Here is a 19,382-nt window from a genome sequence, read left to right as displayed (position 1 = left end):
GGCCGGTTCAGCCCGCGGGCACGTCCTGGCGGTCCGAGGCGGGCCACACATAGGGCAGATCGTCGGGCACGCCGGGAAACAGGTCGGCGTAGACCTCCGGGTCCTTGCGCACGAGGGCCGAGCGGTGACTGCGGTGGAAGGCCTCGTCGCCGAGCCAGGGCGGCAGCTCCCGGCCGGCGGCCAGGTCCGCCTGGTCACGCACGGGCGCCCCGGGGCGGTGCGCCGCGAGTCCGGCGACGAGGGAGGCGGCGCAGCTGTCCTGGTGCCCCTGCTCGCGCCACACGCGGCAGATCTCCAGGCCGTAGCGGACCAGCGCCTCCTCGTAGCCGGTCCACATCTTCACGGCGGGGTGGCGGCGCCAGCCGTAGCCCGGCACGGTCAGCCCCCGCAGCACCTGAAGGGCCTCGACGCGCTGCTTGCCCAGGCGGCGGCGGTCCAGCAGGAGAGCCGAGGCCCTGAAGTCCGGGTCGGGCAGGAACGTCTGCATGGTGGTCGTTCCTCGCTGTCCTTGCGGCCGCATGGTGGCCGCCGCGTTCAGGCGGTGGAACGGGCCGCGGCCTGGTCGGCCTGGCCCCCGGCACCGAGCGGACCGGTGTGCTGCCAGGGCTGCCGCTGCTGCAGCCGCGGCAGTTCCCGCCGGGACAGCCGCAGCACCACCGGGGGCATGGCCGCGCGCACCGGCTGCGTCAGACGCATCCAGGCGGGGGCGTAGACGGCCGTACGGCGCCGCTCCACGGACCGCACCAGCCGTGCCGCCGCCACGTCGGCCGCCATGACCCGGCGGGCCGGGGGCGGCATGTGGGCGCGCAGTTCCCGCAGCACGGCGTGCCGGTCGGCGTCGCGCACCATGTCGGTGTCGAGCCAGTTGAGGTAGGCGATGCCGACACTGACCCCCTCGTGCGCCACCTCAGCCCGCAGCGAGTGCGCGAACGCCTCCACGCCCGACTTGGACGCGCAGTAGGCGCTCATCAGGGGGGCCGCGCCGATCGACGCCAGGGAGGCCACCTGCAGGAAGTGGCCGGACGTGGCCACCAGGTCGGGCAGGAAGACCCGGGCGGTGTGGGCGCTGCCGACGAGGTTGACCTCGATGACACGGCTCCAGGTGGCCGGGTCCGAGGAGGCGAACGGGCCGCCCTCGGCGATCCCCGCGTTCGCGACGACGACGGAGGGGCGTCCGAGGCGGCGCCGGATGTGCCGGGCGGCGTTTCGCAGCGCCTCGACATCGGTGACGTCGGCTTCCACGGCAAGAGCCGGGCCGGGAAGGGAGGCCGCGACCGCGTCGAGCGCCGCCTTCTCGTGGCCCAGCAGGGCGACTCGGCCGCCGCGTTCGGAGAACGCGCGGGCCAGCGCCGCGCCGAGACCGCGCGCGGCTCCGGTCACCACGATCGTCCGGCCCGACAGGGGACTGCGGTGCGTCGCCATGGGCACTCCTTCCGGCTCGGGGCGAGCACGTCCTTTCGACGTGCTTCGGCTGTGGCGCCTGGATCGGATGCGGGTCACTCCCGGGGCAGCGGCGGTCGTGCCGTGTGGTCCGGGTGACCCTGCGTGCGGCGCTCCTCCTTCAGCTCCGCCTCGAACAGGTGGTCCCGGTGCTCGGCCAGCTCGCCCTTGGCCGTCGCCTCCAGTTCGGTGAAGGGCCGGTAGTAGGTGGCGTTGTAGGCCTCGATGATCTGGAAGGTCCAGTGCCCGGGAATCACGTTGCGGCCGAGAACCTCTTCGCTGATCTTCTCGGCCCATTCGTGATGGCCGGCCTCCCGCAGGAGCCGCACCGCGTCGCCCAGCTGGAAGTCGGCCGTTCCGGTGAGCTGGTGGAAGTCGTACAGGCGGCCTCTGGCCCGTTCGGTCGTCTCCAGGGCCTTCGACAGGGCGGCCAGCGCCTCCACGGTCTTGTCGTCGGTACCGTCCGGGCGCCGGTGGTGCGGGTCGGCGGGGGTCTGGTGGTGGTTCATGGGTGCTCCTGGTGTTGCCGCCGCGGTGGGCGTCGCGGCGCCGGCGAGGTCAGCGTTTCTTTCCGGTGCGGTCGCGGTGGGTCAGCAGGCGCTGGGCGCGGGCCAGGCCGGGCGGCCGATGGCGACGCAGGGCGGCGCGCGCTGCGTTGGCGCCCGGCGCGCCGTGGACACCGCCGCCGGGGTGGGCGCCCGCGGAGGCGAGGAACAGGCCCGGGATCGGCGTCTCGGGCCGCCCGGTGCCCGGCACGGGACGGAACACCAGTTGCTGGTGGACAGCGGTCGTACCGCCGTTGATGGCGCCGTTGAAGAGGTTGCCGTCGAGTGACTGCAGGGTGGGCGGGGCCAGGACGCGGCGGGCCCGTACGAGCGAGCGGAAGCCCGGTGCGAAGCGTTCCACCTGCTGCTCGACCCGGTCGGCCATGCGCTCCTGGTCGGTGGCCTTCCACTGCCCGGTGATGCCGTCGTCGCCGGCGTCCGCGGTGATCTCGTGCGGCACGTGGGTGTAGGCCCAGGCCGCTTCGGTGCCGCTGGGGGAGCGGGACGCGTCGGCCTTGGTCATCTGGCCGAACAGCAGGAAGGGCCGGTCCGGGACCTGGTGCATGGCGATCTGGGCCGCGAACCGGGTCAGCTCGTCCATGCCGTCGGCCAGGTGCACGGTCCCCGCGCGAGCCGCCTGTTCCGCCTGCCAGGGCACCGGGCCGTCGAGGGCCCAGTCGACCTTGAACGTCGCGAAGTCCCACTGGAAGCGCCGCAGGTCGGCCAGGAGCTGGTCGGGCAGATGCTCGGGGGCGACGAGGTCGCCGTAGAGGGCGGGCACCGATACGTCCGCGAGGACCGCCCGCCCGGCCGCGTACGACTGCCCGTCCTGCGTCCGCACGCCCACCGCCCGCCCGTCGCGGACGACGACCGATGCGACGCGCTGCCCGCAGCGCACCTGTCCGCCCGCGGCCTCCAGGCGGCTGGTCAGGGCATGGGTGAGGGCGCCCGCTCCGCCGACGGGGACGGGGAAGCCGTAGGTCTGGCCCAGCATGGCCATCAGCCAGCCGAAGCCTCCGCTGCCGGTCGCCTCAGGGGCGAGGTCGGCGTGCAGCGCGTTCCCGGCGAGCAGCAGCCGGCCGCCCTGTCCCTCGAACTCCTCCTCGCCCATGCGGCGCACCGGCAGCGCCAGCGTGCGGGCCATGCGCAGCCCGCCCGCGGCCCGCAGCCGGACCGCGAGCCGGGCTACCGACTTGACCGGCGGGAAGGGGGTGAACAGTGTGCCGAGCAGGTCGGGCCGCAGCTGTTCCCAGATCTCGTGCAGGCGGTGCCAGGCGGCGCCGTCGCCCGGCGCGAAGGCGTCGAGGGAGGCGGCCGTGGCGTCGATGCGCCGGTCGAGCACGGCGCAGCGGCCGTCGGTGAGCGGGTGGGCGAGCACGCTGGGCGCGTGGCTCCAGCGCAGCCCGTGGTCCTGCAGCCGCAGGGAGGCCAGGACGGGGGACGCGGCCGCCAGGGGGTAGAAGGAGCTGAAGAGGTCGTTGACGAACGCGGGGTCGACTCCCCGGTCATGGCGTACGGCGCCGCCGGGCTCGGGCTGTTCCTCCAGTACCAGCACGCTCCAGCCGGCGTCCGCCAGCAGATTGGCGGCCACGAGACCGTTGGGGCCGGCACCGACCACTACGGCGTCGGTCACGTCAGGTCCCGCCTTCCGTCTGCGCTGCCGCCGCGGTGACCGGTGCCTGGCCGGGGGCGGGGCGTTCGTCGCCGGTCCGGCCTTCGCACAGCCGGGCGAGGCGGGCGAGCATCGTGCGATGGCGCAGGTGGATGAGGGCTTCGAAGGCGAAGTTGTGCCACCTGCCGCCGGCTCCCTGCAGGGGGTGTTCGTCGACGATCACCAGGCAGTACTCGCCCCACGGTCGCAGTTCGATCGCGATCCGGGCCGTACCGAGGATGCCCGCGTGCGCCTCCAGCTCGATGCGGGACACGGGCTCGCAGAAGCGGACGGTCGTCTCGTTGGACAGCCACACGGGCCCCAGATGGACCTGGTACCGGATCGCCGCCCCCGTCTGCGGCCACGTACCGCGGACAGGACGGGAGCTGGAGGTGCCGACGACCCAGTCCGCGTACCGGTTGGGGTCCGACAGCAGGTCCCACACGACCTCAGGTGCGACTTTGATCAGGCGATGGCGTACGGCCACGCGGGCCTCCCGTGCTTCGTCGGCCGACAGGGGCAACAGCCATCGCCGGGTGCCCTGGATCACCGGAGCCCAACCAGGGCATATGACGAGCCGCGCCAGGGACCGGATCCGTGGCGGTGGATCACGCCGATGGGGGTACACGGGCCGCATGGCATCCCAGAATGATCAGTTCACGTCGCTGCCGGCCGCGAGGCAACTGCGCCGCATGCGGGCCTTCTACACGGCGGGCGTCGTGCTGTGGACCGCGTCGAGCATCTGGACGGGATGGGACTCTCCGGGCAGCCGGCCCATGTGGACGTCCCTGCTGCTCCTGGCCGTCTTCGCCGCCCTGCTGGGGCTGGCCTGCAGCTGGCTGCGGGGCCTCGACGGCGACGGTCAGGCCAAGGCGGCCCACCGGGCGGCACCCCGGCGGGCCCCCGCGATACGTCATACGAGCGCCTGAACCCCCTCGGAAACCGGGTCCCCTCTCAGGGACCCGGCCGCGTGCCGCCGCCCCGCAGTCGTCGTGCTCGACTGCGGGGCGGTGCTGTGCACGCTTCGCGGGCGCTCAGTTGGTGTAGACGGCCGGCGAGCCGCTGACGCTGCTGTCCGCGATGGGGGCATAGGAGGCGGAGAAGTAGCCGTTGGCCGCGCACAGCCCCGATCCGGACACCTTGCTGAACGCCTGGTTGGAGAAGGACAGGCTGTTGTCGCTGTTGGAGCTCACCGCCGCCAGGCTGGGCGCCTGGTAGACGCAGGTGACCGAGCCCAGCAGGGTCGACAGGACCACCGTGGTCTGGATCGTGCCGCCCGCGGCGGGCGTCACCGTGACGGTGCCGTCGGAGGCGGCGGAGGTGGTGTAGGGCAGGCCGTTGACGGTGATGCTGCGCACGCCGGTGACGCCGAAGACGTTGCTGCTGCAGCCGCTGAACGTCTGCGAGGTCGCGGACTCGGTGGCGGTGCCCGGCGCGGCGGGGTTGTCGGTCACGGTGGCCGAAAGGGTCGAGCCGGTGCAGGTGATGCCGGAGGAGCCGCCGCTGCTGGTGGCGAGGGTGGCCTTCGTGCCGGAGGCGAGCGACGAGGTGAGGACGTCGCCGACGGAGACGGCGTTGCCGCCGGCGCTGCCGTAGGTGAGCACGGAACCGTCGGCCGAGGCCGCGGTGGCCGGCAGGAGGGCCAGGGTGGTCAGGGCGGTGGTGGCGAGGATGGCGGAGGCCAGGTGTCTGCGCATGGAGGGTCCTCTGGTACGGGGGGTGGCGAAGAGGGCGGGGTGCCGCTCCGCCGGTGGGGGAGCGGCACCCCGCACGGCCGTTCCCGGAAGGGGGGGAACGGCGGACCGGTGCGGGTGTCCGGCCCGGCGTCGGGGACGCGGGCGCACTTGTTGCGGCCTTGCGGGTGCGTGAAACTGACGGCTCCGGTGGCGAATCGCCGCCGGTCCGGCCGAGTGGAAAACCTGTGAAGGTTGTAAACCTGACGGGTATTCAACGTCAAGGCACCGCACGCGAGTTGGTGATGAAGAAAGGTGCGCGATGGCAGAAAGCTCCTCGAAGCCACCTGTGTTGGTGCTGCCCGGAACGCGTACGGGACGCGACCCGCAGCGCTCCCTGCGGCCGGGACCGCGCCGGTCCTCGGCCGAGGCGGTCGCCGCCAACCAGCGCGACCGGCTGCTCGACGGATTCGTCCGCACCGTGGCCCAGGTCGGATACGCCGGTACCCGGGTCAGCGACATCTGCAAGGCCGCGGGCGTGACCAGGCCGGTCTTCTACGAGCTGTTCAAGGGCAAGGAGGACGTCTTCCTCGCCGCCCACCACCACGGCACCTCCCTCGTCTTCAACGCCATGGAGGAAGCCCACGGCCAGGGCCCCGACTGGCCCGGCCGGGTACGGGCCGGACTCGGAGCACTGCTCGGCATCCTCGCCGAGGCGCCGGCGTTCGCGGCCATGGCCATCGTGGAGATCGACGCGGTCGGTCCCGCGGGCCGGGCGGCGCGTGAGGAACTGCTGGCACGCTTCCGGTACTTCTTCACCGACGCGCCCGAGACCGACCTGCCCGTGCCCACCCAGGACGTGGTCGACACGGTGGTCGGCGGGGTCTACTCCGCGATCTACCGGCATATCGCCGCGGGCCGCACCGCCGACCTCCCCGCCCTGCTCCCCGTCCTGACCTTCTCCGTCCTCGTCCCCTTCCTCGGTCCGCAAGGCGCCGCCGCCCGCCTGGCCGACCCGCCGCCCTCCACCGGCCCGCTGCCGTCCTGCCTGACACCGGACGCCTGACCCCTCTGCCTGCCGTACGTCACGACGGCGGTCGGTACGGCAGCGAGGTGTCGGCGTCGAGGGCCGCCGCGTCAAGGGCCGCCGACACCCGGTCGGCCGCATCGGCGGGCGGGTGGGGGAGGCGGGCCAGGAGCACGCGCCGCTGCTCCTGGGGACCGCCACGGACGGGCAGGACGCGCACGCCCGACGGCGCGACGCGGGCCAGCACAGCGGGCACGGTGGTAAGACCGCAGCCCGCCGCGACCAACTGCAGCCTGGCTAGCCAGTCGCGGACGGTGTGCGCGATCTCGGGCCGCTCGTCCAGCCCCGGCCACACGCCCATCGACGTGTCCTCCCCGGACGCGGAACCGGTGATCCACCGCTGCCCCCGCAGATCGCCCACGTCGACGAAGTCACCGCGGGCCAGGGGGTGGGCGGCCGGCACCGCCAGACACAGGGCGCGCTCGGTGAGCGTCCGCAGGACCAGCGGGGGCGACTCGGCGTCCGGCGACCGGAACGGCGGCGCCGAGGCGATCAGCGCGAGGTCGAGGCTCCCGGCCCGCAGGGCGCGCACCAGCGCCGGAGTGCTGCCCTCCCGGCCGACGACCTGAAGCCCGGGGTCCGTGCGGCGCAGGGCGGCCAGGGCGCGGGGCACCAGGACGGCACCGGCGCTGGGGAACCAGCCTAGGCGGACGGTGCCGGCCTGCCCGGGCAGACCGGACAGCTCGCGCGCGGTCGCGTCGATCTCGTCCAGCACGACCGACGCACGGCGCATGACGACACGGCCGGCGGAGGTCAGTCGTACGCCGTCGCGCCGCCGCTCCAGCAGCTCCGCGCCCGCGGCACGCTCGATCGCGGCGATCTGCCGGGAGACAGCCGACTGGGTGTAGCCGAGCGAGACGGCCGCCGCGGTGAAGGTCCCCTGCTCCGCGACGGCGCGGAAGACGCGCAGCGCGGTCAGCGACACATCCCTGAAGTCCATGACGTTTACGCATACCACGCGTGCTGAAGTCTCGTTGGACTCATGGGCCCGACCGTTCCTAGCGTTGCCTGCATGAAGACCTCGCGCATCGCCCTCGTCACGGGCGCCAACCAAGGACTCGGCCGCGCCCTCGTCGAAGGGCTGGCGGCCCGGATGAGCCCGGACGACCTGGTCCTGCTCACGGGCCGCAGTCATCGGCGCGTGACGGACGCCGCCCACCAGGTCGCCCGCCTGCCCGGCAGCCGGGCCCGGGTCGAGGGCCGGGTCCTGGACGTCACCGACGCCGACGCCATCGCCCGCCTCGCCGAGGACCTCCGCTCCCGGCACGGCGGGGTCGACGTCGTGATCTCCAACGCGGTCGCCCGCGTGCTGCCCGAGGAGTCCCAGGCGGCACGGGCGGACGAGTTCATCGACGTCTCCAACACCGCCACGCACGCGATCCTGCGCTCCTTCGGGCCCGTCCTGCGGCCGGGCGGCCGGCTGCTGGTCGTGGCCAGCAGCCTGGGCACCCTCGGCCACCTCGACCCCCGGCTGCACCCCCTGTTCGACGGGGCGAGCCTGGAGCAGGTCGAGCACGCCGTCGAGGAGTGGCGCCGCGCCGTGCGGCACGGGACCGCCCAGGATGCGGGCTGGCCGGTGTGGCTGAACGTCCCCTCGAAGGTCGCCCAGGTCGCCGCCGTCCGCGCCCTCGCCGCCGAACGCCGCGACGGCGACCTGGCCACCGGCACCCTGATCGCCGCCGTGTGCCCCGGCATGGTCGACACCGCCACCTCCCGCCCCTGGTTCAGCGACTACCGTCACGCCCAGTCGCCGGCCCGGGCCGCGACGGCGGTCCTCGACCTGATCTTCGCCGAGCACGTCGACCCCACCCTGTACGGCGAGCTGGTCCGCTTCGGCAAGGCCCTCGACTGGCACGCGGGAGCGCCGCTGCTGGAACAGGACCGCCTGCTCACACCTTGATCGCCGCGCCGGAAGGCGAGTTGCACGAGAGGACGCATTCCGGCCAACGGCAAGCCGGTAGAGGCGCGGGCCGAAACGCCTCACGAGTACCTGAAAGGGGCGAACGTGTGGCCCGAACCGAGTACCTGGCAGGGGTGTGCCACCCCAGCCTCCGATGGGTGATTTTCAGCCAGAGACTCGTTCACGCATCCGATACTGCGTTAGACCGAGAATCCGGGGTATTCGGCAGCGCGAGCGGCTGACCGGCTGTATCGAGGACGAGGGAGAGACATTCATCATGACGGCGGCGTTGACCACGGAAGTCGGCACGGGACAGCTGTCGGAGCGCGTCGATGCCTCCCGTATCGCCCCCAAGGACGCCCGCGAGCTGACCCGTCAGTTCCTGGCGCGGCTCGCGGTCCTTGAAGAGGGCACGCAGGAATACCAGTACGCGCGCAACACACTGATCGAGATGAACATCTCACTGGTGCGCTACGCGGCCTCCCGGTTCCGCAGCCGCGGGCCCCAGGAGATGGAGGACATCGTCCAGGTCGGCGTGATCGGCCTGATCAAGGCCATCGACCGCTTCGAGGTCTCCCGCGAAGTGGAGTTCACCTCCTTCTCCATCCCCTACATCGTCGGCGAGATCAAGCGGTTCTTCCGCGACACCTCCTGGGCCGTCCACGTGCCCCGCCGACTGCAGGAGGCCAGGGTCCAGCTCGCCCAGGCCACCGAGGAACTCAGCAGCCGCCTGGGCCGCACGCCCACCGTGGCGGAGCTGTCGCAGCTGATGAGCCTGTCGGAGGACGAGGTCATCGAGGCCCGTCTGGCCTCCAACGGCTACACCTCCTCCTCGCTGGACGCCGCCATCTCCACCAGCGAGGACGGCGAGAGCGTCCTGGCCGACTTCATCGGCAACGAGGACAACGCGCTGCAGCTCGTCGAGGACTTCCACTCCCTCGCACCGCTGATCGCCGACCTCGACGAACGCGACCGGCTGATTCTCCACATGCGCTTCGTGGAGGAGCGCACGCAGGCCGAGATCGGCAAGGCCCTGAACATCTCGCAGATGCATGTCTCACGGCTGCTGAGCCGTCTGCTGGAGCGGCTGCGCGCCGGCCTGCTGACCGTGGAGTGACACTCACACCTCCAGCCGAATCGTCCCGAGCCGGTGGGCGGGGACGGCCACCAGGGCACCGGGTGCGGCGAACGCCGCAGCTCCTGCCCCCGGCGGCCGTCCCCGCCCACCGGCTCAGGCCTGCGCGTCAGCCGGCCGACGCCTCCGTCGCCTCGTGCCCGCGACCGCTCATACGACGCGTTCCATGCAGACGAGCCGCTCCCTCGCGTCCCACGACTCGGAGACGCTGAATCCCAGCCGTTCGTACAGCGCCACCGCGCTCGTCCGCCACTCCCACACCGACAACCGCACCACGTCGACGCCGCTCGTCCCGGCCTGCGCGAGCGCGGCACCGACCAGGCCGGAGGCGATGCCCAGGCCGCGGTGGTCCGGGTCCGTCCACAGCCGCTTGATCTCCGCTCGACCGTCGACGGGGGCGGTGAGCACCAGGCACCCCACCGCGGCGTCCCCGCTCAACGCCAGCAGCACGACGTCGTCGACGAACGCCGCCCGCGGATCCAGCACTTCGGCCCGGTAGCGTTCCGGCAACTCGTCCACACCGGCGACTTCCTCACCCTTCTCGGCCTGAGTCCGCAGATGGTAGGCCGCCAACAACGTCGCCGGCCCACCCTCGGGCAGATCGCCCGACCCCGGCCACCGGACGACGGAAACCCCGCTGTGATCAGTCATGACGCCAGCATCACATGACGCACGCGGGGGGACTCAAGGAGATCCCGGGGCGGCCGGTACCGCCTTTCAGCCGAGCTCCTCCGCCAGCCCGACGACGATGTCCTCGGGGCCGCGGACGTAGCAGAGCCGGTAGACGTTCTCGTACTGCACGATCTCGCCGACCAGCTCCGCGCCGCGGGCCCGCAGGCGGGCCACGACGTTCTCGATGTCGTCGACGGCGAACATGACGCGGCGAAGACCGAGCGTGTTCGCGGGCGCGTGCGCCGGCTCGGGGGTGACGGCCTGCGGCCGGTGGAACTTCGCCAGCTCCACGCGTCCCTGGCCGTTCGGGACGCGCAGCATGGCGACGTCCTGCCGGACGCCCTGGAGCCCGATGACCCGCTCCGCCCCAGGCCAGTCGAGTGGACCCCGGCCCTCGAGCTCCATGCCGAGTTCGACGAAGAACGCGATCACCGCGTCCAAGTCCTCGACGACGATGAGGACGTTGTCCATCCGGTGGATCGCCATGTCGTGTCTCCTTCGCGAGGCACGGCCACAGTAGACGCTTCCGAATCCCGTTCGGGCTCGGCGGCGGTTCCCCGACGTCCGCGGTACAGGCGGCGGTTGCTCGGGCGATGGCAAAGAACTTCTTACTCAGAAAGGCCCGTCCGCCTCGTTGACACACCATCAGCACGGGCGTTTCACTCGACACTTGTGCATGGCAACGTTGTCAGGCCGTCGTCGAGGCGACCCACGAGCGTTGCCTGCGGCCGGTGTTCCGCGCTTCTCGGGGTGCCGGCACCTGATGGGCGAAGCACGAACTGCCGCGGAGGCAACCGATGGTGAGACCCCGACGTTCAGCCGCGCAACGCAACCGAAAGAGACTCCGTCAACGCCTGGCCGTGGTCTGCGTCCTGGGCATGACCGCCCTCCCGCTCACGACGGCGGGCAGTGCCGAGGCCGCGGGCGCGCCGGCCCTGGTGAAGGACCCCGCGTCCCTCGTCCGTCCGCTCATCGGCACATCGGGCGCCGTGGACACCTTCCCCGGGCCCGACATGCCGGCCGGCATGGTCCAGTGGGGCCCCGACACCACCCCCCACCGTCCCGACGGCGGCGGCTACGAGTACGAAGACAGCAAGATCTCCGGCTTCAGCCTCACCCACGTCTCGGGACCCGGATGCCCCGTCGCGGGCGACCTGCCCGTCCTGCCGGTGACCGGCGCGCTGTCGGGCAAGCTCGGCGACACCTCCGTCGGCTTCAGCCACGACCACGAGCAGGCGGGGATCGGCTCCTACAAGGTCACCGATGACAACGGTGTCAGGACCGAACTGACCGACACCACCCGCGCGGGCCTGGGCCGTTTCACCTTCCCGGCGGGTCAGCAGGCGAACCTGCTGTTCAAGCTCAGCGGCGGTGCCACGCAGGTGGACGGAACGCGGGTCCAGGTGGTGAACGACCACGAGATCAGCGGCGCCGTCGACAGCGGTCACTTCTGCGGGGCGAGCAACCGGTACACGCTGCACTTCGACATCAAGTTCGATCAGCCGTTCACCGCGAGCGGCACCTGGGTCGGCGGCACGATCAACCCCGACGCCACGTCGCTGAAGGCGGGCAAGGTCCAGCCCGCGCCCACGGCATCCAGGACGGCGCCGCGGAAGGAGAAGCACTTCACCGTCCCGGCGCGGCCTGCCCCCACGATCCACGGCGGCGGCGCCAAGGGCTCGGGTGCGCCGTCCCCGGCGCCGAGCGCGAGCACCGGACAGCGGTCCTCCGCCAAGGCCGCCCAGCCGCCCACCACCGGCGCCAACGGTATGTACCTGACCTTCGACACCTCCTCCACGCCCACGGTGAACGCGAAGGTCGGCATCTCCTACACCAGCGACGCCAACGCCGCGGCCAACCTCTCGGCCGAGATCAAGAAGTGGGACTTCGACGGCGTCCGGCAGGCCAACCACGACGCCTGGAACGCCGTGTTGAAGAAGGTCCGCATCGGCGGCGGCACCGCGGACCAGCAGGCGCAGTTCTACACCGCGCTCTACCACGCCCTGCTGCACCCCAACGTCTTCTCGGACGTCAACGGCCAGTACATGGGCATGGACAACCAGGTCCACAAGCTGGCCAAGGGCCAGCAGGCCCAGTACGCCAACTACTCCGGCTGGGACACCTACCGCTCCCAGACCCAGCTGATGGCGATGGTCGAGCCCAAGGTCACCGCGGACGTCGTCACCTCGATGCTCAACGGGTACGACCAGACCGGCCTGCTGCCCAAGTGGGCCTCCAACAACGGCGAGAGCTATGTGATGGTCGGCGACCCGGCCGCCGGCATCATCGCCGGCGCGTACGCCTTCGGCGCGACGGACTTCGACACCGGCAAGGCGCTCGCCGCCCTCCAGCACGAGGCAACCGTCCCCAACAACGACCGTCCCGGCGAGTCCGTGCGGGACGCCAAGGGCTACCTCCCCCTGGACGAGAACGACTACGGCTGCTGCAACTTCTACGGCCCGGTCTCCACCCAACTGGAGTACGACTCCGCCGACTACGCCCTCGCCGCCTTCGCGAAGTCGCTGGGCCGGACGGACGTCTACGCGAAGTTCGCCGCGCGTGCCCAGGACTGGATGAACGTCTTCAACCCGCAGACCGGCTACCTCCAGGCCAGGAACAAGGACGGCCAGTTCGCGAACGGGTTCACCCCCGGCACCTCCAACGGCTTCGTGGAGGGCACCTCGGCCCAGTACACGCCCATGGTCCCCTTCAACCTGCGGCAGCTCATCCAGGCCCGGGGCGGCGCCAAGGCGTACTCGTCCTACCTGGACAGCCTGCTCGACGACATCACCCACCCGGGCGGCACCGACGCCGACCTGAGCAACGAGCCCAGCGTCGAGATCCCCTGGGAGTACGACTACACCGGACAGCCGTGGAAGACCCAGGCAGCCGTCCGCGCCGCCCAGCAGAAGCTGTACTTCAACGCCCCGGTCGGCTCCTTCGGCAACGACGACCTCGGCGCCATGAGCTCCTGGTACGTCTGGTCCGAGCTCGGCATGTACCCCGAGACCCCGGGTGCCGACACCCTCGTGCTCGGCAGCCCCGTGTTCCCGGTGGCCCAGGTGACGCTCGGCGGCGGCAAGACCGTGCGGATCAACGCGCCGCAGGCCGCGACCGACGCGCCCTACGTGCAGTCGCTCGACGTCAACGGCAAGGTGTGGAACACCTCTTGGCTGACGTACCGCCAACTCAAGGGAGCCGGCAGCCTCGACTTCACGCTCGGCACCCAGCCCGACACGGCCTGGGCGTCCGGCCCGTCGGCGGCACCGCCGTCGGACACCACGGGCGGCGACAGGGTGCTGGCCGCCACCGGTCCGTCGAGCGACGGCCTGGTGCTGGAACCCGGCACGTCCGGTGACGCCACCCTCGACGTGACCAACCTCGGGAGCAAGGCGGTCACGGTCGACTGGAAGGCCACCGCGCCCTCGGGCGTCACACTGGACACCTCCTCCGGGGCCCTGACGGTGCCCGCCTCGGGCAGTGCCGAGGCGAAGGTCCGGGCGACGGCGGGCGCGAGCGAGGGAACCTATCCGGTCGCGTTCGCGCTGACCGACCACGGCACCGGTGCGGCGCTGAGCGCGGCGACCCTCCGGGTGGCCGTGGCCAAGGCCGGTGCGCTGTGGCCGTACGCCACCAACGAGGGCGTCTACCCCGACGGAGCCGCCTTCTCGGGCGGCTTCGACAACGGCGGCTGGGCGTTCTCGCAGAACGCGCTGGCGGCGGCGGGCGTCACGAGCGGCTCGACCGTCACGGCCGACGGCATCTCCTACGCGTGGCCGAAGGTGACGGCCGGTCAGCTGGACAACCTGGAGATGGCCGGCCAGACCATCCGGATGCCGGCCGGCACATCGGGTGCCTCGCTGGGCCTGCTGGGCGCGGCGGCCAACGCGCCGACCGACGGCAGCGGCGTCTCGGGAACGGTGACCGTCACCTACACCGACGGCACCACCGCGAAGGCGACGGTCGGCTTCTCCGACTGGACGCTCAACGGCGGCTCCAGCAAGCCTCTCCCGGCGAACACGACGGCCGTCACGACCGGCTACCGCAACACCGGTGACGGTGGCCGGAACAACGTCAAGACGTACGTCTTCGCGACGAAGGTTCCGCTGGACGCGTCCAAGCAGGTGGCCTCGATCACCCTGCCGGTGACGGGCTCCACGGGCACCGACCACCTGTTCGCCTACGGCTTCGGACAGTAGGAGCCGTCGGCATTCGTCGGCGCGGGAGCGGTGCACGTCCGCCGAGGCGGCGGGCGTGCACCGCCGCGCAACACCATGCAGTGACAGGTTCTGGTCAAAGACTCGCCAAGACGTCGTCCGTGTCCTCCCTTCCATGATCGGGTCACTGCCGACGGCTTTTCGATGTCCGTTTGGGAGGACCTGGTGCCAGCACCAACCCGTAGAAGACGATGGCTCACGATCTGTGCCATCACTGCATCCGCCGGCCTCGTCGCGATACCCGCGGGCGCCGCGCCAGGCGGGAACGGCAACCCCTTCGGGGTCCGTGCGCTCGACCGGCTCGCCGCGCAACGCGCCCACGAGGCGGGGACGATGAGCCCGAAGGCGAAGGCCGAGGACGAGGACGGCGGCAACGAGGCGGACGAGATCGCCGAGGGCGCCGACCAGTACGCCGAGGCCCGCACCTCGCCGGGTGTCGTGGCCGCCGGCGCGTACGGCGCGGCGTGGAGCAGCCTCGCCAAGCTGCGCAGCACCGGCGGCAGTTGGCGCCACCTCACCGACCTGCCCTACAACTCCGACGACTCCCGCTACCGGGACATCGACTCCAACTCCAGCGGCGGATCCGGCAATGTCACCGGCCGCATGGCGGCGATGGCCGCCGACGACGACGGATACGTGTACGCGGGCAGCGCCGGCGGCGGCGTGTGGCGTTCCAAGCGGGGCGGCGGGCACTGGAAGCCCCTCAGCGACAAGCTGCCTTCCCAGTCGACCGGCGCGCTCGCCCTGGACGGCGCCGGGCGGCTGTGGCTGGGCACGGGCGAGGCGAACACCAACGCCGACGCCTACCTCGGCAGCGGTGTCTACGTCCTGACCCACCCGCACCACGGCACCTTCTCCGCGCGCAGCCGGGTCGGCGGCGACGAACTGGAGTCGACCACCATCCGCCAACTCCGCTTCGGCGGCGGCAAGGTGTGGGCCGCGACCAGCGAGGGCGTGTGGAGCCACTCCACGAAGAAGCTGACGGGCGCCTGGAAGCTGGAATTCGCCCCCAACCCCGACTACCTGCCGGGCGGTTCGAAGGCGAACGACGACGCGGCCGCATACAAGAACATCACCAACGACATCGCCGTCGACCCCAAGGACCCCTCCAAGGTGATCCTCGCGGTCGGCTGGCGCAGCGGTGACGACTACAACGGCTTCTACACCCAGGACGCCAAGGGCACCTGGACGCGCATCACCAGCGGCTTCGGCGACCTGCCGACCGACGCGGACAACGTCGGCACGGTCACCTTCGCGCACGCCGCCGACGGCTCGCGCTACTACGCCATCGACCAGTCGCCCGAGCAGATGGCGTCCGACCCGGACAGCGGCCTGGAGGGCATCTACAGCGCCGCCTCGCCGTTCGGGCCCTGGACGAAGGTCGCCGACTACAAGCAACTGGCCGCCGACGGCTCGGCGCTGACCTCCAGCGGCTACATGCCGGGCGTGCAGGCCTGGTACAACCAGTTCCTCACCGTGGACCCGGCCAACCCCCGGCACGTGTACGCGGGCCTGGAGGAGGTCTACGAGTCCAAGGACGGCGGCGCCACCTGGTCGACCGTCGGACCGTACTGGAACTTCGGCTTCTCCTGCTGGAGCATCGACCCGGCCAAGCAGACCGGTGACTGCAACCAGACCACGCACTCCGACCAGCACGGCGTCGCCATCGGCCGCTACCACGGCAAGGGCTTCGTGTACGTCGGCAACGACGGCGGCGTCTACCGGCGCCCGTTGAGCGGCTCCCAGGACGCCTCCGGTCACGCCACCGACTGGACGTCCCTGAACGACGGCACCATCGACGCCCTGCAGTACTACTCGGTCGGCGTCGGCAAGGACCTCGACCACGGCGGCGTCTCCGTCACCGGCGGTCTGCAGGACAACGGCCAGTCCGTCCTGCGCAGCAACGACACCGTGATGGGCTCCAACTTCGGCGGCGACGGCGGCGATACGCTCACCGACCCCGCCAACGGCTGTGACATCGCGGAGGAGTACGTCTACCTCGCGGTCCAGATTACCCAGAACTGCGCTGTCAACGACGGCAGTTGGACCACCGACCCGGCCAAGGCGACCTCGTACAACGTCGCCCCCGCCGACAACGCCACCAGCGAGGCCCGCTTCATCGCTCCGCTCACGGCGGACATGAAGAACAGCGACACCTGGGTCGCGGGCGGCCGGCACATCTGGGTGCAGACCCACGGCTACGCCATCCGCAGCGGCTCCGAGTGGAAGAGCGTGTACGACCTCGGCGCCGGGCGCACCGCCACCGCCGTCGCCGCCTCGGGCGGCAAGGTGTACGCGGCCTGGTGCGGCCCCTGCAACAACCAGGGCTTCGCGCGCGGCATCTCCGTCGGCAACGCGGACGGCACCGGCTGGCACGACATCACCCTGCCGGCGGACGGGACCGTGCCCAACCGCTACCTCAGCGGCTTCGCCGTCGACCCCAAGAACGCCGACCACGTCTTCCTCGCGGTCAACGGCTTCTCCCGGCACTGGACCGAGGGCCCCGGCGCGGGTGTCGGCCACGTCTTCGAGTCCGTCGACGGCGGCACCACGTGGAAGGACGTCTCGGCGAACCTCCCCGACGTGCCGGCCGACTCGGCGATCGTTCTGCCGGGCGGCGGCCTCGCCGTCGCCACCGACCTCGGCGTCGTCTACCGCGCGCCGGGCCGCACCCGGTGGCAGCGCGTGGGCTCGCTCCCGGCCGTCGCCGTGCTCCAGCTGAAGCTGAGCCCTGACGGACGTACCCTGTACGCGGCCTCCCACGGCCGCGGCATCTACACCGTCAAGGTGCGCGACTGCGACTGACCGCGCACGCGTCGTGGGGGAGCGGTGACCCGGCCTCGGGTCACCGCTCCTCGGCGTACGCGGCCTCTTTCGTCAGGCGTGGCCCTCGGCGGCGACCGCGGCCGCGGCGGCGTGGGCCCGGTCCGGGGCGAGATAGGAGCCGCCCGGTACCAGCGGGCGCAGCCCGGGACCCAGACGGTAGACGAGCGGTTCCGCGGTGGGGATGTTGAGCGCGCGGACGGCCGGTTCGTCGAGCCGGTCCAGGAGGGTGACCAGGGACCGCAGAGAGTTGCCGTGAGCGGCGACCAGGAGCGTGGCACCCCGTCCGAGCCTCGGTGCCAGTACGTCGCTCCAGTACGGCTCCACGCGCGCGAGGAGGTCGGCGAAACTCTCCACGGGCGGAATGGTCTCGCCGGGCAGGGCGGCATAGCGCGGGTCGGCTCGCAGCAGGGCCAGCCGGTCGGCGGACAGGGGCGGCGGAACCGCGTGCAGGGAGCGCCGCCAGCGCTCGTAGCGCTCGGCGCCGGCCTCATGCCGCATGTGCCGCTTGCTCCGGCCGGTCAGGGCGCCGTACTGACGCTCGTTGAGCCGCCAGGTGCGGCGCACCGGTATCCAGGAGCGGTCGAGGCGGTCGGTGACGATCTGCGCAGTGCGGACGGAGCGGTGCAGCAGCGAGGTGTGCACCTCGTCCGGCAGGAGCCCGGCGCCGGCGATGAGCCGGGCCGCGTCGGCGGCCTGTGCCTCGCCGTGCGGGCTCAGCCGGAAGTCCGCCCAGCCGCCGAAGACTCCGGCGGCGTTGGCCTCGCTCTGCCCGTGCCTGAGCAGGATCAGCGTGCCGAAAGGCGGATCGCCGGGGCGGCTCACGCGCGCTCGACCGGCGGGCGCGTGGCGCGTTCGCGGGAGGCGGCGATCTCTTCGTACGCCTGCTCGCGGCCCTCCCAGTGCGATCCCTCGACGTCCTTGCCGGGTTCGAGGTCCTTGTAGACCTCGAAGAAGTGGGTGATCTCCAGCCGGTCGAACTCGGGGATGTCGGTGATGTCCTGCACGTCGGCGTAGCGGGGGTCGTGGGCGGGGACGCACAACACCTTCTCGTCCGGACCGTGTTCGTCCTTCATCACGAACATGCCCACGGCCCGGCACTCGATGGTGCAGCCAGGGAAGGTGGGGTCGCCGGTCAGTACGAGCGCGTCGAGCGGTTCGCCGTCGCCGCCGAGGGTGCCGTCGATGTAACCGTAGTCCGCCGGATACTGAGTGGAGGTGAACAGCATGCGGTCCAGGCGGATGCGGTGCAGGGCGTGGTCCATCTCGTACTTGTTGCGAGAGCCCTGCGGGATCTCCACGGTCACGTCGAACTCCACGTCGATCTCCTCGTCTTGTCGGTGCGGTGCAGAGGTCAAGGCGTACGACGGCCGGTGAGGCCGGTGCCACCGCCCACCCTTCTCTTCGGTTACCCGCATATACGCCCCCGGACGGCATGCGCGCGCCCCTCGGCCCATTCCAGGCCAGGTCCGCCGCCGTCCGACAGGGGCCGGACGGGACAGACCACCAGGACGGCCGGTACACGATCAGGTGAGAGACGCAGGCCCTGCCTCAGGTCGACGGTGCGCTCGAGCCGGTCCATGGCGGATGATCGTGGTGAGGTCCGTGTTCATGGCCGAGCTGTGAGGGAGGCTGACCGAATGGCCGTTGTCGTCTGGGTCGTCGAGGGCACCTGGCCCGCGTGCGTGGACGCCGCGCACCGGCACGCCGCGGCGGACGCCGACGTCGTGCTGTTGCACGTCACCCCGTCCGACCTGCCGGAAGTGGCGCACGGCGTCTTCGCCGGGCTGCTCGGCCGAGGCCACCGCGAACGCGATCCGGGCGACCGCGTCGAACACCTCGCCGCCGCCTCCGCCGAGCAGCTCCTGCAGGCCGCCGCCGAGCGCCTGGACCGGCCCTGCACCCGCACCGAGCGGACCGGGCGCGTCGAACGCGAGGTCGTCGCCGCGGCCGAGGACGCCGACCTGCTCATCCTGGCCCGTGACGGCGACCGCACCCACCTGGGCCCGCACAGCCTCGGCCCGGCCAGCCGCTTCGTCGTCGACCACGCCCCCTGCCCCGTCCTGCTGGTCTGGCCCGAACCCGCCCCCGGCCTGGCCACCATCCCGCCCCCACCTCCGCATCCCCCACACCCCCCGCACCACTAGCCGCCGCATCCCGGCCCACCGCGTCACTCGTCGTGGAGCGAGCCGACGGTGCTACCGGCCACAGCGGCGAGGCCCGCGTCCGAGGGCCCGGT

At 71.9% G+C, this 19,382-nt stretch carries 18 protein-coding genes; 7 read left to right on the top strand and 11 right to left on the bottom strand.

Going from position 1 to position 19,382, the window contains the following annotated elements:
* Nucleotides 1-7: 7 nt before the first annotated feature.
* The 5 genes from LN251_RS30535 to LN251_RS30515 all read right to left on the bottom strand — a co-directional run bounded on the left by LN251_RS30535 (nucleotide 8) and on the right by LN251_RS30515 (nucleotide 4,123).
* Nucleotides 8-487, bottom strand: coding sequence for an MSMEG_6728 family protein (locus LN251_RS30535; protein ID WP_458247394.1), 480 nt, complete (start codon nucleotides 485-487; stop codon nucleotides 8-10).
* A 47-nt stretch (nucleotides 488-534) separates the two neighbouring features.
* On the bottom strand, nucleotides 535-1,422 hold the full coding sequence (locus LN251_RS30530) for an SDR family oxidoreductase (protein ID WP_458247393.1): 888 nt from the start codon (nucleotides 1,420-1,422) through the stop codon (nucleotides 535-537).
* 74 nt (nucleotides 1,423-1,496) lie between these two features.
* Nucleotides 1,497-1,949, bottom strand: coding sequence for a hypothetical protein (locus tag LN251_RS30525; RefSeq protein ID WP_458247392.1), 453 nt, complete (start codon nucleotides 1,947-1,949; stop codon nucleotides 1,497-1,499).
* 49 nt (nucleotides 1,950-1,998) lie between these two features.
* Complete coding sequence (locus LN251_RS30520) at nucleotides 1,999-3,618, bottom strand: phytoene desaturase family protein (RefSeq protein WP_458247391.1); 1,620 nt, start codon at nucleotides 3,616-3,618, stop codon at nucleotides 1,999-2,001.
* 1 nt (nucleotide 3,619) lies between these two features.
* Nucleotides 3,620-4,123, bottom strand: coding sequence for an SRPBCC family protein (locus LN251_RS30515; protein WP_458247390.1), 504 nt, complete (start codon nucleotides 4,121-4,123; stop codon nucleotides 3,620-3,622).
* A 148-nt stretch (nucleotides 4,124-4,271) separates the two neighbouring features.
* Between LN251_RS30515 and LN251_RS30510 the strand changes: the two genes are divergently transcribed.
* Nucleotides 4,272-4,565: a hypothetical protein gene (locus LN251_RS30510; RefSeq protein WP_458247389.1), complete on the top strand. Its 294-nt coding sequence runs from the start codon at nucleotides 4,272-4,274 to the stop codon at nucleotides 4,563-4,565.
* 105 nt (nucleotides 4,566-4,670) lie between these two features.
* Here LN251_RS30510 and LN251_RS30505 read toward each other — a convergent pair whose 3' ends face one another.
* Nucleotides 4,671-5,333 (bottom strand): Tat pathway signal sequence domain protein, encoded by a 663-nt coding sequence (locus tag LN251_RS30505; protein WP_458247388.1) that lies wholly within the window; start codon nucleotides 5,331-5,333, stop codon nucleotides 4,671-4,673.
* Nucleotides 5,334-5,631: 298 nt separating this feature from the next.
* Between LN251_RS30505 and LN251_RS30500 the strand changes: the two genes are divergently transcribed.
* Complete coding sequence (locus tag LN251_RS30500; RefSeq protein WP_458247387.1) at nucleotides 5,632-6,375, top strand: TetR/AcrR family transcriptional regulator; 744 nt, start codon at nucleotides 5,632-5,634, stop codon at nucleotides 6,373-6,375.
* Nucleotides 6,376-6,394: 19 nt separating this feature from the next.
* Here the strand turns inward: LN251_RS30500 and LN251_RS30495 are convergent, their stop codons facing one another.
* Nucleotides 6,395-7,336, bottom strand: coding sequence for a LysR family transcriptional regulator (locus tag LN251_RS30495; RefSeq protein WP_458247386.1), 942 nt, complete (start codon nucleotides 7,334-7,336; stop codon nucleotides 6,395-6,397).
* 72 nt (nucleotides 7,337-7,408) lie between these two features.
* On the opposite strand from LN251_RS30495, the gene LN251_RS30490 reads away from it, so the two are divergent.
* Together LN251_RS30490 and LN251_RS30485 are read left to right on the top strand one after the other, a co-directional pair.
* Complete coding sequence (locus LN251_RS30490; RefSeq protein WP_458247385.1) at nucleotides 7,409-8,296, top strand: SDR family NAD(P)-dependent oxidoreductase; 888 nt, start codon at nucleotides 7,409-7,411, stop codon at nucleotides 8,294-8,296.
* A 277-nt stretch (nucleotides 8,297-8,573) separates the two neighbouring features.
* Nucleotides 8,574-9,413 carry a SigB/SigF/SigG family RNA polymerase sigma factor gene (locus tag LN251_RS30485; RefSeq protein ID WP_458247384.1) on the top strand — a complete coding sequence of 280 codons (840 nt, stop codon included), beginning with the start codon at nucleotides 8,574-8,576 and terminating at the stop codon, nucleotides 9,411-9,413.
* Between the two features lie 168 nt (nucleotides 9,414-9,581).
* On the opposite strand, the gene LN251_RS30480 is transcribed toward LN251_RS30485, so the two are convergent.
* Together LN251_RS30480 and LN251_RS30475 are read right to left on the bottom strand one after the other, a co-directional pair.
* On the bottom strand, nucleotides 9,582-10,082 hold the full coding sequence (locus LN251_RS30480; RefSeq protein ID WP_458247383.1) for a GNAT family N-acetyltransferase: 501 nt from the start codon (nucleotides 10,080-10,082) through the stop codon (nucleotides 9,582-9,584).
* 66 nt (nucleotides 10,083-10,148) lie between these two features.
* Nucleotides 10,149-10,589: a VOC family protein gene (locus LN251_RS30475; RefSeq protein ID WP_458247382.1), complete on the bottom strand. Its 441-nt coding sequence runs from the start codon at nucleotides 10,587-10,589 to the stop codon at nucleotides 10,149-10,151.
* 392 nt (nucleotides 10,590-10,981) lie between these two features.
* On the opposite strand from LN251_RS30475, the gene LN251_RS30470 reads away from it, so the two are divergent.
* A complete protein-coding gene (locus tag LN251_RS30470) occupies nucleotides 10,982-14,302 on the top strand; it encodes a lectin (protein ID WP_458247381.1) in 3,321 nt (1,106 codons plus the stop codon).
* A 162-nt stretch (nucleotides 14,303-14,464) separates the two neighbouring features.
* Nucleotides 14,465-17,125, top strand: a complete 2,661-nt coding sequence (locus tag LN251_RS30465) for a glycosyl hydrolase (protein ID WP_458247380.1) — start codon at nucleotides 14,465-14,467, stop codon at nucleotides 17,123-17,125.
* A gap of 72 nt (nucleotides 17,126-17,197) precedes the next feature.
* On the opposite strand, the gene LN251_RS30460 is transcribed toward LN251_RS30465, so the two are convergent.
* The gene (locus LN251_RS30460) at nucleotides 17,198-17,968 is read right to left on the bottom strand and encodes a 2,3-bisphosphoglycerate-dependent phosphoglycerate mutase (RefSeq protein ID WP_458247379.1); all 771 of its coding nucleotides are present in this window, start codon (nucleotides 17,966-17,968) and stop codon (nucleotides 17,198-17,200) included.
* Complete coding sequence (locus tag LN251_RS30455) at nucleotides 17,965-18,462, bottom strand: inorganic diphosphatase (RefSeq protein WP_458247378.1); 498 nt, start codon at nucleotides 18,460-18,462, stop codon at nucleotides 17,965-17,967. Before LN251_RS30455 ends, LN251_RS30460 begins: the two co-directional genes overlap by 4 nt.
* Nucleotides 18,463-18,783: 321 nt before the next feature.
* Between LN251_RS30455 and LN251_RS30450 the strand changes: the two genes are divergently transcribed.
* Nucleotides 18,784-19,290 carry a universal stress protein gene (locus LN251_RS30450; RefSeq protein WP_458247377.1) on the top strand — a complete coding sequence of 169 codons (507 nt, stop codon included), beginning with the start codon at nucleotides 18,784-18,786 and terminating at the stop codon, nucleotides 19,288-19,290.
* Nucleotides 19,291-19,382: the final 92 nt, after the last annotated feature.

The organism is Streptomyces sp. MAI_2237 (assembly GCF_054189285.1).
Note: the sequence above shows the minus strand (reverse complement) of the source record. Positions and strands in the feature narration are given on the sequence as shown.